We start from the raw sequence: 14,181 nt of genomic DNA on the forward strand, positions 1-14,181 counted from the left end.
CACTATTATATCTTGAAGTCTTTTACAAAATCTTCGATAGTTGCTGCTGATGCAGATACAGTAGATGCACTGTCATCAACTCCCTGGCTCTCCTGAGCAACCTGCTGTGCAGATACAGCCAGGTTATCAGTTGTAGCTGTAACTTCTTCTGTACTTGCACTCTGCTCCTCAGAGATAGCTGCAACGGATGTAGCGATTGTGTCTACGTTTCCGATCTTGTCGATCATTGCCTGTACAGTAGCACTTGTCTCATCAAGACTTGAGAAGATCTCTTCGAAGGTCTTGCCTGCTGTCTGAACAGCCTCTGTGCTTGATTTGATCTCATCCATATTGGACTGTGACTTCTCAGAAAGGTCTGCGATCTGCTGTGAAATCTCAGTGATGATCTTACCAATCTCTGTGGTGGACTCAGCACTGTTTGCAGCAAGCTGTCCAATCTCCTGAGCTACTACTGCAAAGCCCTTACCAGCTTCTCCTGCTCTTGCAGCCTCGATAGAAGCATTGAGTGAAAGGAGGTTTGTCTGATCAGCGATTGAGCTGATGATCTCGATGATGGAGTCGATCTTCTTAGCTGACTCGCCAACTGCCTGTACGTCTGTGTTCATCTCAGTCATGGATCCAGCTATCTTATCCATACCCCTCTGAACAACATCCATATCCCTCTGACCATCCTGAGCCTTAACAACAAGCTCTTTTACAGTATCTCTTGCGCCATTTCCCTGCTCCATAAGGTCAGCAACCTCTGTAGCAAGCTCTGTTGCGTTGTTGGCAAGCTCTGTAACTGCACTTGCCATACCATTCATAGCGTCTCTGATCTGGTTCATGTTGCTGGACTGCTCTGTAGCCTGTACATTGAGCTTACCGGAAGCATCACGGCTGTTCTCAGCTTCAGATGCAAGCTTGTTAGTCTCGTCCTTGATATTTCCAAGAGCTCCTCTCATGTGGTTTACGAAGCTCTTCATGTTGTTGTTCATAAGGCCAATCTCGTCCTCACCGCCCTCAGGGATCTCAACAGTGAAGTCACCATCTGTGATCCTTGTGATGTTTGCTGTAAGGTTTCCAACTGGCTTAGTGATCATCTTGTTGATCAGTACATACATGATAACTGCTACAAGAAGGATCATGAAGATAACAATAATAGCGCAGATGATCTTGAACTTATTGAGCTGCGCCATGACATCTCCCTCTGCAACAGATGAGATGAGTACCCACTCTGTACCAGGGATCTGGTTTGCTGAAACAAGATATGTAAGACCATTTTCTGATTCAATCTCAACTACGTCAGTAGATCCTGTAGTAGAGAAGGTATAAGCTCCCTGGAGGAACTTAGCCTCAGGATGCTCTGAAACTCTGGTTCCATTAAATTCAGGTTTGAAGTATGAAAGTATAGTATCGTGATAGAGGAGCATACATCCGCCAGTTTTAACAGGCTTAAGGGATCCGATCTGTTCCATGATTCCATCGAGAGTATAGTCAGAAGAAGCTACACCTTCTCTGGCATCAGCAAGTTTAACCTTTCTGGTAAAAGAAACAACCATGCTTCCACTGTCACTATCTATATAGGGTTCCCCGGCAAGGAAAGTAGCATGCTGTTCTCCCTCTTTATACCAGTCACGCTCCATTGGAATATAGTCTGGATCTGGAACCCATCCTGAAGGATCGATCCAGTCTCCGGTTGAAGTAGAAAGATACATTCCATTTGGAACATATGGATTCTTGCTCAGGGTAGGAATAAGGAAGCTTGCCATAGCAGTATCATTTGGGAATGATATTGCTGAAAGAGCATCTGCCTGTGCATCAAGATACTCCTGAAGGTTAGTGATCTCTCTTCCTATCTGCTCTGCATAGAACTCAGATTCCTTCTGCAAATTGCCCATGGCAAGATCTGTGATTATGCTCTTTGCCTGGGAGAACACAACAAGCATGATGATCACAATACCAACGACCATCATTGGAATGAGAACGCTAAGCAGCTTAGCACTTACGCTCTTACCTGCCTTTACCAGTCCTACTTTTTTCTCAGTTTTTTCTTTTCCCATAGTATCCGCTCCATCACTGTAAATTTTTTAACTAAAAACAGTTAACATAAACTAATACGATTAAATTATAAATTAATTCCCTGGGCAGATGTGCGTTTTTATAATAATTTAATAATCATTTCATCGATAATCACCAACCGCCCACAATAGCTTTTTGCACGAAAAAAGAACCCTCCTGCCTGGAGAGTTCTTTTGATATTATTTCTCAATATGACATGGACAAATCATTTGCCCATGGACGCAATGAGGGCATCGATCTCAGCCTGGCTCAGCATCTTACCAGGATCTGCTGCCGCTGGTGCTGCTGCAGGTGCTGCTGGCTGAACTGAAGCCGCACTAAAGCCACCGCCTCCACCGGCCTGTGAGGATTTACCCATTATGCTGGCAAGCAGTGCCTGCTGTTCTGCGCTTAATCCGTTAGCATCCATACTAGACGTATCCTTTCAATTCATGTTAATCAGCAATTTGAATTGAGCATAGTTCCACTCTTGTAGCTATTGTAAATACTAAACTGGGAAGCGTCAAATAACTTTTTTATAAACAGTTTTATTTTTCTCTAATAGCTCCACTTTCAAAGGCTTTTAACAGGTCTTTTAAGTCATCTATCTGGCGCATAAGGCTCTTTCCAATATCTGTGTCCCTGACAAGGATCCTCTTTTTTGTTTTTTCGATAAGCTCGATGGTGGGAGTATTCTCCCCTCCCTTTACAAAGGGCTTATGGGCTGCAAGAGCCATATGATGTGAGTTATAGATAAGCGTGTATCCTGCAATTCCAGTCTGCTCGTGGTAAGCCTTGGATATTCCGCCGTCAATGATATAAAGCTTGCCACCAGCCTTTACCGGATGTTCTCCCTTTCCTGCCTTAACAGGAACATGTCCATTTATTATGTGGGCCCAGTCCGGATCAAGGCCAAACTCCTTAAGTATCTTGTCAGCGTAGGCCTCCATGGCGGAATATTTGTAGTAAGGATTGAAGTTCTCTCTGCACAGCTCTTTTTCATTCTTAAGGAACAGGTGCTCAAAAGTAGTAATCCTGTCTTTTCCAAAAAGAGGTGAATTAGGTCCACACCACAGATACCACATAAGGTCCACTGCGTCCTGCTTTTTATCTGCATCATCCCTTGGGTCAAGGAAAAATGCGTCGTGGATCTTGACGTTAAGGTAGTCCATCAGCTCTTTTCCGGAAAAGCTTCCATCTCTGGTGGTCATGGGTGTAAAGTTGCCATCTGCGTCCATGGGGATACAGCCATGGTACAAAAGATTACCATTGACGATTCGATACATAGCCCCATGGGAATACAGAAACTGCACGTGTTTGATAAGAAGCTGCGAGTGGATAAAGCTAAAGCGAAGTGTCCGCATAAGCTCATGTTCACCCTCAGAAAGCTTGTAGGGGTCTGTAGGATCAATAGTTGGGAAGTTGGTATCGTCAAGCTTGTAAGTCCTGCCTTCTATAGTAACTTCACCGGTTTCGTAGTTGATCTTATCAAGAAGAAGCCTGTGTTCCAGGCCATACTCAGGGTGCCTTTTGATGAGCTGTCCCTCAAGTTTTAGCTGGATAACGCTGATAGCTTTGCACATCTTGGCTGCAAGCTTTGGGTTGACTGAATCGTACTTGTTCTCATCAAGAAGGTGTGGTTTGAAGCACTCGCAGGGGTCATCCCTGTAAACTTCTGCCGCAAACATTGAAAGAGGACGAAGGTTTATCCCATATCCATCCTCCAGGGCATCGAAGCAGTTGTAGCTTGTGCCGATCCTAAGGACGTTGGCGATGCAGGCGCTGTTACCACAGGCTGCTCCCATCCAGTCCACATCGTGGTTGCCCCACTGAATATCAACATCGTGGAAGTTCATGATCTCCTCCATGACAAGGTCAGGTCTTGCACCTCTGTCGAAGATGTCTCCGATGATGTGAAGAGAGTCGATGGTCAGGTTCTGGATCAGCTCGCAGAGGGCGATTATAAACTCATCAGCAAAATCGATCTCTATTATCCCGTTTACAATCTCGCTGTAATAGAGCTTTTTGTTGGGATCGTTCATATCAAGATGAAGCAGCTCGTCAATGGCGTAGGCGTAGTCTGCCGGCATCTTTTTACGAACTTTACTGCGGGTGTATTTGGAGCTTACCACGCGGCAGATGGAGATCAGGCGGTTTATGGTTATCTTCTGGTGCTCCGACAGCTCTTTTGCCGGGATGCTCTCATCGTGTCTGATGTTGCCAATAACCTCTCTCGGGTAATAGATAAGGTTTGCAAGCTGAAGCTGGTCAGCCTCTGTCATCTGATTGCCAAAGGTCTCTTCGATCTTGGCACGGATGATACCTGACGAGCTCCTAAGCAGGTGCGAGAATGCTTCATATTCACCATGAATGTCGGAAAAGAAATACTCCGTGCCCTTTGGCAGAGCACAGATGGCCCGCAGGTTGATGATCTCTGCTGCAGCCTTCCTGGAGTTAGGAAATTCCTTGGATAATAAACGCAGATACTCTATGTCTCTCATTGTTCTCCCCCAATAAATAAAAGGCATGATACATTACGTTTCTTAAGATGTATTAATTATTATAGAAAACAAGCACAAATGTCATTGCGCGAAATCAATAAAAAAAGCCCGGCTCTTTTGGTGAACCGGGCTTGTGAAATCTATATATATGAATTATGCTGTCTTCTCTTCGATTGTGAAGTATGACATCTTCTCGTTAAGTGTCTCAGCCATGTCACGAAGCTCATTAGCTGCGTTGCTGATAAGTGAGAAGGTTGCGTTGAGCTCTTCCATAGAAGCGTTTGTCTCCTGTGTAGAAGCAGCGTTCTGCTGTGAGATTGCTGAAAGCTCAGAAATGATGTCAGAGAAGCTGCTCTTAAGCTGGTTAAGAAGACGGATCTTGTCAGCGATCATCTTTGTTGAACTCTCTACGCTGTTAACGTTATCTACTACTACGTCCATGTCGTCCTTAGTTGTTGTGAGCTGGTAGTTCTGCTCCTGAACACTCTCGCTGAGAGTCTCAATGATCTCAACGTTCTTCTTGGACTCCTCTACAAGCTTTTCTACGATAGTATTGATTGACTCAGCTGCCTGCTTTGACTGGTTTGAAAGAACACCGATCTCAGATGCAACTACTGAGAATCCCTTACCATACTCACCTGCTCTTGCCGCCTCGATAGAAGCGTTAAGTGAAAGAAGGTGTGTCTGCTGAGCGATCTCTGTGATCATGTTTGAAGCCTCTGCAATGCTCTTTACAGAATCGTTAGTCTGACGAATCTGTGCATTAACATCCTGCATAGAAGTCATAACTGTTGCGTTCTTGTCCATAAGGTCGCCAAGTGTATCAACTGTACGCTTTGCACCAGTGAGCATATCGTTAGCTGCTGCTGAAAGCTCCTCGATTCTATCTGTGATATCGTCGATGCTGTCACCCATTTCATTAGTGTTGTTAACTGAAGTCTCTACGCTCTCAGCCTGTGAAGCTGCGCCTCTGCTGATATCCTCTACTGCACATGTAACCTGCTCTGCTACTCTTGAAGCTGTCTCAGCAGATGTAGCAAGGCTGATACCTGACTGTGTTACGTCATCTGAAAGCTTCTTGGTTGCACTGATTACATCCTGAAGCTTGTCACGTACCTGGGCTGAGCTTTCAGCGATAACGCCAAGCTCATCCTTACGGTTAAAGGTACGATCATTTATGTAAAAAGAAAGCTCACCGTCCTCAAGGTTCTTAAGACCTCCGATAATATCGCGGATGGCTTTACTTGTTGTGCTGATAAGGAATCTTGCAACACCAAAGTTAAATAAGAAGAATCCTACAAATGTTCCAATGATGGCATAAAGAGCTGCCTTCATGTTAGCTTCAACTATAGATGTGTCGCGACCTGCAAATACCATACCTACTACGCTTCCATCATCATTCTTAAGTGGAAGATAGTATGCATACCACTTCTGGCCACCGATCTCGAAATTCTCAGCAAGGTACTCATCGCCTTTTCTAAGTACTTCATCAACTACTGCATTAGAAGCCTTAGTACCTTCCATACGCTTGTTAGTCTCAGCATCTACTAAAGATGTGATATAACGTGTATTTCCATAGAAGATTGTGTAGTGCATTCCTGTCTTCTCGTGGAGTGCATCAAGCTGTCCCTGATAGATATCGTGTACAGGTGTCTCGCCCTTTAAAAGCTCTCCATCATCAGACAGATGCCAGTCACCTTCAAACTGGTGTGAGATCTCATCATCAAGAAGTGTAGCTGCTGCGTGAAGTCCCTCTGAAAAAGATGTGAGGTATGCGCTCTTGATATGAGAGAATCCAATATAACCTACGCATCCTGCCATAAGAAGTGCAAGTACTGATGCGATAAGAATAATTGTGCGGACCATGTTTCTGGTTTTCTTGTTCATAATAATTACCTTTCTGATTGCCTCCTGCAATCCATTCAAAACAAAAAAGCATGGAACACATGTCCCATGCTTTTAAAATTCATTGCAAATCGAATAAATATAAACTGCAACTGGCTGACATGTTAAAGTCCCTATAGCTTTGCGCCACAAGCTTTCGCTTGCTTTGCCCTTATCGAAACATAGAGGATTATATCGGCCAATTTATTAAAAATCAATAAAAAGTTTATAAATATTCTCTATTTCTATGAATTGCATTATGTCAATCAGACTAAAACGTTTACTAATTAGCAAAATTGCACAAAAGAATTTTATATCAATTCTTGAACTCAATAGAGTCGATGATACCTGCAAGAGCGTCAGATACTGGGATGTCGATGGAATCATCACCGCAGTTGTGACCTGTTACCTCAAAGAGAAGGTAGCCATCCATATAATCTCTTGCAATGGCTGTCTCATAAAGACCAGACCCCTCACTTGATGGAAGAAGCATTGCCCAGTATCCTGTAACATCTTCTGTTCCAGGGAATACTGACTCATGAGTCTGTGCTGCGCTGCCCCACTCTTTTGCCAGCTCATCGATAGCTGTCTTTGCATCACTGTCTACATTATAAGAAGCAGTGATCATATTTGTGCCTGCGCTCTCACCAGTGTAAACAAAGGTTGAGATAGGTCCACCGTTATTAACTGTGATAACTTCCGGGTCGTACTTAACGCTCCATCCATTGGCATCCTCATAGACACCCTGCTCAACTGCCATGTCTGCTTCAACCTCTGCTGCAGGCGCTTCCAACTCTGGAACTGACTCAGCCTGAGGAACCATTGTCTCCTCGATTGTCACTGTCTCAGGGCTCACTTCCCCGCATCCAACTAAAAGAGCTGCTGCAAGAGCAAATGCAAGTCCAAATGATACTACTGTTTCTAACTTCTGTTTTTTCATAATCCTTTTTCCTCCTCATAAGAAAATGAATATTTATTAGTAGTGAAATGTAACAAAAAAAAATGAAGGTCACTACATCTAGCAACCTTCATCATAGTAACACACAAAATGTACTTTACGTAAACGTTTAAGTTTATTTAATAATGTTTTATACCCTGTTTATAATTTCGCCTTCTTACCGGTCTTGCAGATATCCTTAAGACAACACTCCCCGCAGTTAGGGCGTCTTGCGATACACACTGCCCTTCCATGGTCTACAAAGCGGTGACACAGGTCATTTCCCTCTTCTGGTGGTACTATCTTCCACAGCTCTTTTTCCACCTTGGCTGGCTCCTTGATATCATCTACAAGGCCTATGAGGTTTGAAAGCCTTATGCAATGGGTATCTGTAACGATGGCAGGCTTGCCATACACATCACCAAGGACAAGGTTGGCGCTCTTCCTGCCGACGCCAGGGAGTTTTAAGAGTTCCTCCATTGTGTCAGGAACCTTATCTCCATACTCCTTATGGATCACCTTCATGCAGGCTGAGATGTCACGGGCTTTGGAATTACCAAGGCCGCAGGGACGAACTATTTTCTCTATGGCTTCTACAGGCGCTGCAGCCAGAGCCTCAACTGTTGGATATTCTCTATATAATAGAGGAGTTATCTCATCAACTCTTTTGTCTGTGCACTGGGCAGCAAGGCGAACGCTCACAAGAAGCTGCCAGGCCTTATCGTAGGCCAGAGTGCAGTGGGACTGCGGATATTCTTTTTTAAGTCTGTCTATTACTTCACGTGCCAGTTGTTTCTTGGTCATGATAAACCTCTCATCCTACGTTCGCTGCAAGCTCGCCTTTAGCTATAACTGCCAGATGCTGGGTAGCACGGGACATGGCTGTGTAGAGGCAGTGCCTTCCAAGTTCATCATCTGGATATGTCTTTTCATCTGCATCTGCAAGGATCACGTGGTCGAACTCAAGGCCCTTGGCATATGGAAGCTCTAAGATAAACACTCCTGTCTTTGGAAGAGCATCTGCGCCAGTTATTATCTGTGGCGCTTTGTCTCCAAGAGCAGCAACGATAGCATCTACGCTGCTTGGGTCCCTACATATAACTGCTGTAAGGCCCTCCTCTTTTCCAAACTCCTTTATCTTTTTGGAGAGCTCAGAAGCATACTCCTTATCAGTCTTGCAGGCCTTTACGTAAACTTCCTCACCTGGTCTCTTTACGGAAGAAACCATCATCTTCTTTTTATCAGGAAGGATCGCTGCAAACTTGTCCGTGATCTCAGGTGAACTACGATAGCTTGTCATAAGAGGAAGGGTGACAAATTTCTTGCCAGCATCCTCAGCCATCTGCGCGATCTCTGCAAACTTAACTGTGCCCTGGCGAATGGCCTGGAACTCATCTCCAAGGAGCATGAATCTTGCGTTCGGATAGAACTTCTCAAAGACCATCATCTGAGCCCTGGTGTAGTCCTGAACCTCATCCACCATGACATAGCGCATGTTCTTGTCGCCTCTTCCTGTAAGTAGCATTCTGGTATAGAGCCACTGGGCGGGAGTAACTTTTTTAACCCCGAGGATCCTCTGGATGATGTGAGTCACATTGATAAAGCTGCAGTTTCTGATTGTGCTGAGGGCGCTGCCATAGTCATTCTCAATACGGTTGTCCTCAGCAGCCTCAGATTTGGCTGTGCTGTCTGAACTGTCAGAGTCACTTCCCGTTCCATCATCCATGTTGTGGAGATTATTCTTGGCCCTCTGCTCGAGCTCATCAGAAGCTATCTGGATAAGTCTTATTCCAAGCGGGAACTTCTTATTATATTTAGAAGCAACAGAGAGGACATCTTCTTTTGTAAGGACAACACTCTCCTTCTGCCTGATGTCAAAGAAGTCATCAGCCTCAGGAACAAGCGTCTCCAGCTCGTCCCTTATCTTCTCAAGGTCGCTGGCATCCGTATCGTCATAGTCGCTGTCATTATAAGGAACATTCTCAGAAAGAAGGAACTCCCTCCATGTAAGGGTCTGAGGGTTGGTCTCACCCATATCCGGAAGAACATTATCTATGTACTCCCTGAACACAGGATTCAGTGTCATAAGGCAGACCTGATCCGGACGCAGGGTCTTTCTTTTCTGGTAAAAGAGATATGCAATGCGCTGAAGAAGTACTGACGTCTTGCCACTTCCTGCAATTCCGTCCACAAGAAGAACAGGAACATCCGGATAACGGATAACCGTGTTCTGCTCCTTCTGGATGGTGGCTGTAATGGCCTGCATCTTGTCTGTGTGGGTCTGGGAAAGAGACTTAAGAAGCAGCGGATCTTCGATGGCAAGCTGGGTGTCGAAGTACGAGATCAGCTTGTCTTTGCATAGGTCAAACTGACGGCGGAGCTTAAGGTCCACAGGGATCTCCCTGTCGTCCACGGTATAGCTGGTGTGGCCCATCTCCTGGTTGTAGTAGACCTCTGCAATTGGAGACCTCCAGTCAACGATCAGCTGGTTTGGTCCCTTTTCTGAAATAGCCGCGCGGCCAATATAGTAACTCTCCGGTTCCTCCGATGGATCAAACTGCAGACTGATCTTGGCAAAGTAAGGGGACTCCAGGAGCTTATTTACAGTTTCAAGTTTCTTGGAAAGAGAACTGCTCTCTACATTATAAGTATCAATGTAGCGGTTCCAGACCTCAATCTCAGTGAGGGTCTCCATGGTGGTCTCAATATCAGCGTAGTCAAAACGGATATTGTCACGCATATCATTTTTGTCAGCAACAGCCTTCTCGTTGAGGGCTGCGATCTGATCAACTATCTCTTCCTTCTTATTAAGAAGTTTCTCATAGGTTTCGGTCAGATGTTTTTGCTCTTTATCGAAAATTTCTTTTTTCATGGAAATCACCTTTTTAACCCTTCTGTATCTTTTCAGTATAACATATCCCCGCAAGGGACAGTTAGTGTATAATGCAGTTATATGTTTGGCTAAGAAAGGCATATGATATGAGACTATTATTCTTCAGACACGGAGATCCGGACTATGTGATCGACGGTCTTACAGATAAAGGAAATGTGGAAGCAAAGCTTCTTGCAGAGCGCATTAAGACCTTTGGAATAGATGAGGTGTACCAGTCACCTCTTGGAAGAGCCAGAGCCACAGCTGATTATTCGTTAAAAGAGCTGTCACTTCCCGTAACTACATACGAATGGCTCCAGGAATTCCCGGCCCTGTTTGATGCAAATAAGGCAAGTGAAGATACTAAAAGCGCCTATAAGAGCGAGCTTAAAATGGATGCATCCGGTAGCGGGTATGAGAAGCGAATTGTCTGGGACATGATGCCATCCTACTACGCTCATCACCCGGAGCTCTTTGATCCAAAAGCCTGGAGGGAGTCAGATGTAGTTAAGGCGTCCGATACTCTTTCTGTTTACGACAACATAATAGAGAACTTTGATAAGTTCCTTTTAGAACATGGATATAAGAGAAACGGTGATATCTACGAGGCGGTAAAAGGTAACGATAAGACTATAGCTCTTTTCTGCCACTTTGGAGTCACCTGCGTTATGCTCTCTCACCTCTTTAACATATCACCCTTTGTGCCACTTCAGTTCTTTGCCATGGCGCCAACTTCTGTGACAGAGGTTGTTACGGAAGAGAGGGAAAAGGGCATAGCGATCTTCAGAGCCCTGAGGATCGGCGATATTACGCATCTTACCATGGGCGGCGAAGAGCCTTCATTTGCTGCAAGATTCTGCGAGAGATTTGAAAACGAAGGGGAGAGACACTGATGGAAAAAGAGACTACCGGTGGCTGCAAAAGATGCCTTTTATTTGAAATGGCTGGCAAGGACGATGTGATCGCCCAGGTCGAAAAAACAAGGCAGCTAATGTCTGATGACGAAAGGTCCTCGGATGAAGAATATAAAAAGCGACTTGCCCTGTGCAAGGAGTGCGACAAGCTTATAGATGCCACCTGCCTTAAGTGTGGGTGCTACGTTGAGATAAGAGCTCTTTCCAAAAGAGCTCACTGTCCAGGTAAAAAATGGTAATAAAAAAGGGCGATGCCAAAAAGCATCGCCCTTTCTCTTCAAAAATTGCAGATTATAATTATCAGATTAGTAAACGCAATTTTACTGAAGCTTAGTTGTTGTTCCAGCGTCAAGCATTCCCTGTCTCTCGTCGATGATCTCCTGGTATCCAGCATCGAGGTACTTCTGTGAAAGCTCCTCGTAAAGAGCATCGAACTCATCAGGCTTGCACATTACAAGCTGGTCACGGAACTCAGGATAAATTTCTTCCTTAAGTGATGTGCCATACTCTGTAACTGACTCAAGTGCTCCACCAAACAGACAGTCAACGTTAGCGTATCCTGACTCATAGAGTGCAAGCTGTCCCTTGTAGTTAGCAAGGATGTCATCATAGAAGTCCTGAGGAAGTCCCTGAGGATTGATTGCCTTGATGTCTGACTCAATGTCGCCAAATGACTTTGAAGCTGTAACTACCATCCAGTAGTCTACGTTGTTGTTGTGGCCCTGCTGCTCTGGAAGACCTGTCTGATCACCAACTGCTACAGGATTGCCGTTATCGTCGAAGTTGAAGTTAACACCCTCAAGACCCCATGTCATTGTGAAGAGGTTCTCATCCTGAGCCATCCACTCAAGATACATCTCACCAGCCTTAACCTCATCCTCTGTTGCGTTGTTAGCAAAACCAACCATTGCGCCGAAGATGTTGTTTGGTCTGAATGCGTTGCTTGATCCCCATGTGCTGTCCTGAACGAACTTGCTGTCGCAAACTACTACGCCAAGCTCTGCGTCTGGGTTGTTCTCATAGAAAGAATTAAGTACATCCATTGTTGATGAAACATATCCTGACCACTGGAAAGCTTCTCCGTTTACGAAGTCAGCGTTTACATCATCAACACTTCTAAGGTAATACTCTGGGTTAAGGTAACCATCGTTGTAAAGCTCGTTGTTCCACTTAAGAAGTCTCTTCTGAGCCTCTGTTGAAAGAGCTGGGATCTGGTAGTCACCTGTTGTGCACCATGTCTTCTCATCCTGTGGATAATCTCTGAACATGTAGTTCTGGTCTGCGCCGGCACCAGCAACCTTTGATCCACTCATAGGATACTTGTGTCCGTTCTCAACCATCTTGCCAAGAGCCTCAAGGAGCTCTGTATTTGTAGCAGGATATGCTCCGTCATAGCCAGCTTCCTTGAGCCAGTCTTTACGGTACCATGTTACGAATGTGTAGTTGGTGTTACCATAAGGTCTCTTACCAAGAACGATGTAGTCATCGCCATCAAACTGTGTATAGCCTGTAAGGCCGTTCTCTTCCATGTTTGCCCAGTATGTAGGAGCAACTGTCTTGAACTGCTCAAGATCGATTGGCTGAAGGTATCCGTCTGATGCCCATGTAGCAAGCTTATCGTAGTCATACTCCATGCAAAGAGTAGGAAGTGTGTTTGTAGAAGCAAGCATAGCGTAGTCTGTCATAACGTCTGAACGTGTGATTCCTACATACTCTACCTTGATGTTGTACTTGTCACCGAAGTTCTCCTGTACCCAGTTTGTCCAGTAGTTGTTCTCAACATCTGAACATCCATTACCAGCATCACCTCTGTCGTATACTGCAACTCTAAGTGTAACCTGATCGCCAAATGGCTCCCATCCATCAATACCAGCTACTGCGTCTGTAGCCTCTGCTGCAGGAGCTTCAGCTGCTGGTGCCTCAGTAGCCTCAGTTGTATCTGCGCTGTCATTTGCTGTAGGAACTGGACCATTGTTGCCACAAGCTGCAAGTCCCATTACCATGCTCATTGCGAGAATGGCTGATAAAAACTTCTTTCTCATTGTAATCCTCCTTTTACATTGACACGTTATTGTTATCCCCCTCAGGGGTAATGTCCTTAACCCTTTACCGCACCGATCATTGTTCCCTGTACGAAGTACTTCTGAAGGAATGGATAGATGATGATGATCGGAATAGTTACAAACATGATGCAGGCTGCCTGCAAAACTTCAGGTGTTGCCTGAACTACTGCTCCTGTATCAGCAAGAGATGCGTTCTGTGCCTCTGTAGCTGATGCAACCAGCTGATAGAGCTTGTACTGGATCATCTTAAGCTCTGAAGATCTGGTGTAGTACATGTTGTCAGCGTATGAATTCCATCTGCCCACCGCATAGAAAAGGGAAAGTGTTGCGATGATTGGCTTTGACAGAGGAAGCACGATCTTCCAAAGGATCTGGAAGTTGGTTGCTCCATCAAGGAAAGCTGACTCCTCCAAACTGTCAGGAATTGTACTCTGGAAAAAGTTCTTCATGATCAGCATGTTATATGGAGAGTAGATAAGTGGCAGTATCAGTACCCAGAAAGTATCAAGGATTCCAAGCTGATAGTACAGGATGTACTGTGGAATGATACCAGCTGAGAAGTACATTGGAACCATCAGGATGAATGCCAGTGTGCTTCTTCCCTTAAGTCTCTTTTTGGAAAGAGGATATGCTGCGCATGTGCAGACGATCATTCCAAGAAGAGTAAACAAAAGTGTAACCGCTACTGAAAACAGCATTGAGTATGTCATTGAACTGTCAGCAAACACCTGCTTGAAGGCATCAAAGGTGATGTCTTTGGGCCAGAAGTATACTGAGTGAGACATTACTGCTGTGTTGCCCGATATTGACTTGGCTGCCACGTGAACAAATGGCAGTACGCAGGTCGCGCACAGGAGGATGATGACAAGCATCATTACCCCGTCGCTTATTTTGAATTTATTTACAGCGTGAGCTCCACCTGCTGAGAAGCTCTCTTCGCTTCTTACAATCTCTTTTGCCTTAGCCATTTATA

General features: G+C 44.9%; 11 protein-coding genes and 1 riboswitch. Of the genes, 2 read left to right on the forward strand and 9 right to left on the reverse strand.

The annotated features are described in order from the left end of the window. Positions 1-5 precede the first annotated feature (5 nt). The 7 genes from D6855_RS05860 to D6855_RS05890 all read right to left on the reverse strand — a co-directional run bounded on the left by D6855_RS05860 (position 6) and on the right by D6855_RS05890 (position 10,231). Positions 6-2,039, reverse strand: coding sequence for a methyl-accepting chemotaxis protein (locus D6855_RS05860; protein WP_120738998.1), 2,034 nt, complete (start codon positions 2,037-2,039; stop codon positions 6-8). A gap of 224 nt (positions 2,040-2,263) precedes the next feature. After that, positions 2,264-2,467 carry a hypothetical protein gene (locus D6855_RS05865; RefSeq protein ID WP_120739000.1) on the reverse strand — a complete coding sequence of 68 codons (204 nt, stop codon included), beginning with the start codon at positions 2,465-2,467 and terminating at the stop codon, positions 2,264-2,266. 118 nt (positions 2,468-2,585) lie between these two features. Further along, entirely contained in the window at positions 2,586-4,538 is a 1,953-nt protein-coding gene (locus D6855_RS05870) for a fructose-1,6-bisphosphatase (RefSeq protein WP_120739001.1), read from the reverse strand. Between the two features lie 153 nt (positions 4,539-4,691). Next, the gene (locus D6855_RS05875) at positions 4,692-6,425 is read right to left on the reverse strand and encodes a methyl-accepting chemotaxis protein (protein ID WP_120739002.1); all 1,734 of its coding nucleotides are present in this window, start codon (positions 6,423-6,425) and stop codon (positions 4,692-4,694) included. 102 nt (positions 6,426-6,527) lie between these two features. Continuing rightward, positions 6,528-6,603: riboswitch (cyclic di-GMP riboswitch) on the reverse strand. Positions 6,604-6,738: 135 nt separating this feature from the next. Continuing rightward, positions 6,739-7,362, reverse strand: a complete 624-nt coding sequence (locus tag D6855_RS05880; RefSeq protein ID WP_120739003.1) for a hypothetical protein — start codon at positions 7,360-7,362, stop codon at positions 6,739-6,741. 159 nt (positions 7,363-7,521) lie between these two features. After that, positions 7,522-8,163 carry an endonuclease III domain-containing protein gene (locus tag D6855_RS05885; protein ID WP_120739004.1) on the reverse strand — a complete coding sequence of 214 codons (642 nt, stop codon included), beginning with the start codon at positions 8,161-8,163 and terminating at the stop codon, positions 7,522-7,524. Positions 8,164-8,173: 10 nt separating this feature from the next. After that, positions 8,174-10,231 (reverse strand): HelD family protein, encoded by a 2,058-nt coding sequence (locus D6855_RS05890; RefSeq protein ID WP_158589478.1) that lies wholly within the window; start codon positions 10,229-10,231, stop codon positions 8,174-8,176. Between the two features lie 107 nt (positions 10,232-10,338). Between D6855_RS05890 and D6855_RS05895 the strand changes: the two genes are divergently transcribed. Both D6855_RS05895 and D6855_RS05900 read left to right on the forward strand, forming a co-directional pair. Then, the gene (locus D6855_RS05895; protein ID WP_120739007.1) at positions 10,339-11,124 is read left to right on the forward strand and encodes a histidine phosphatase family protein; all 786 of its coding nucleotides are present in this window, start codon (positions 10,339-10,341) and stop codon (positions 11,122-11,124) included. Then, a complete protein-coding gene (locus D6855_RS05900; protein WP_120739009.1) occupies positions 11,124-11,384 on the forward strand; it encodes a DUF6171 family protein in 261 nt (86 codons plus the stop codon). Before D6855_RS05895 ends, D6855_RS05900 begins: the two co-directional genes overlap by 1 nt. A gap of 81 nt (positions 11,385-11,465) precedes the next feature. On the opposite strand, the gene D6855_RS05905 is transcribed toward D6855_RS05900, so the two are convergent. Then, complete coding sequence (locus D6855_RS05905) at positions 11,466-13,187, reverse strand: extracellular solute-binding protein (RefSeq protein ID WP_120739011.1); 1,722 nt, start codon at positions 13,185-13,187, stop codon at positions 11,466-11,468. 56 nt (positions 13,188-13,243) lie between these two features. After that, complete coding sequence (locus D6855_RS05910; RefSeq protein ID WP_120739013.1) at positions 13,244-14,176, reverse strand: carbohydrate ABC transporter permease; 933 nt, start codon at positions 14,174-14,176, stop codon at positions 13,244-13,246. Positions 14,177-14,181 lie beyond the last annotated feature (5 nt).

This window comes from Butyrivibrio sp. CB08 (genome assembly GCF_003625485.1).
Classification (GTDB): domain Bacteria; phylum Bacillota; class Clostridia; order Lachnospirales; family Lachnospiraceae; genus Butyrivibrio.

Excerpts from the sequence above, each read along its gene's own strand:
- D6855_RS05900 (WP_120739009.1), top strand. The coding sequence starts at position 11,124 with ATGGAAAAAGAGACTACCGGTGGCTGCAAAAGATGCCTTTTATTTGAA.
- D6855_RS05865 (WP_120739000.1), bottom strand. The coding sequence starts at position 2,467 with ATGGATGCTAACGGATTAAGCGCAGAACAGCAGGCACTGCTTGCCAGC.
- D6855_RS05870 (WP_120739001.1), bottom strand. The coding sequence starts at position 4,538 with ATGAGAGACATAGAGTATCTGCGTTTATTATCCAAGGAATTTCCTAAC.
- D6855_RS05905 (WP_120739011.1), bottom strand. The coding sequence starts at position 13,187 with ATGAGAAAGAAGTTTTTATCAGCCATTCTCGCAATGAGCATGGTAATG.
- D6855_RS05910 (WP_120739013.1), bottom strand. The coding sequence starts at position 14,176 with ATGGCTAAGGCAAAAGAGATTGTAAGAAGCGAAGAGAGCTTCTCAGCA.
- D6855_RS05875 (WP_120739002.1), bottom strand. The coding sequence starts at position 6,425 with ATGAACAAGAAAACCAGAAACATGGTCCGCACAATTATTCTTATCGCA.
- D6855_RS05880 (WP_120739003.1), bottom strand. The coding sequence starts at position 7,362 with ATGAAAAAACAGAAGTTAGAAACAGTAGTATCATTTGGACTTGCATTT.
- D6855_RS05860 (WP_120738998.1), bottom strand. The coding sequence starts at position 2,039 with ATGGGAAAAGAAAAAACTGAGAAAAAAGTAGGACTGGTAAAGGCAGGT.
- D6855_RS05890 (WP_158589478.1), bottom strand. The coding sequence starts at position 10,231 with ATGAAAAAAGAAATTTTCGATAAAGAGCAAAAACATCTGACCGAAACC.
- D6855_RS05895 (WP_120739007.1), top strand. The coding sequence starts at position 10,339 with ATGAGACTATTATTCTTCAGACACGGAGATCCGGACTATGTGATCGAC.
- D6855_RS05885 (WP_120739004.1), bottom strand. The coding sequence starts at position 8,163 with ATGACCAAGAAACAACTGGCACGTGAAGTAATAGACAGACTTAAAAAA.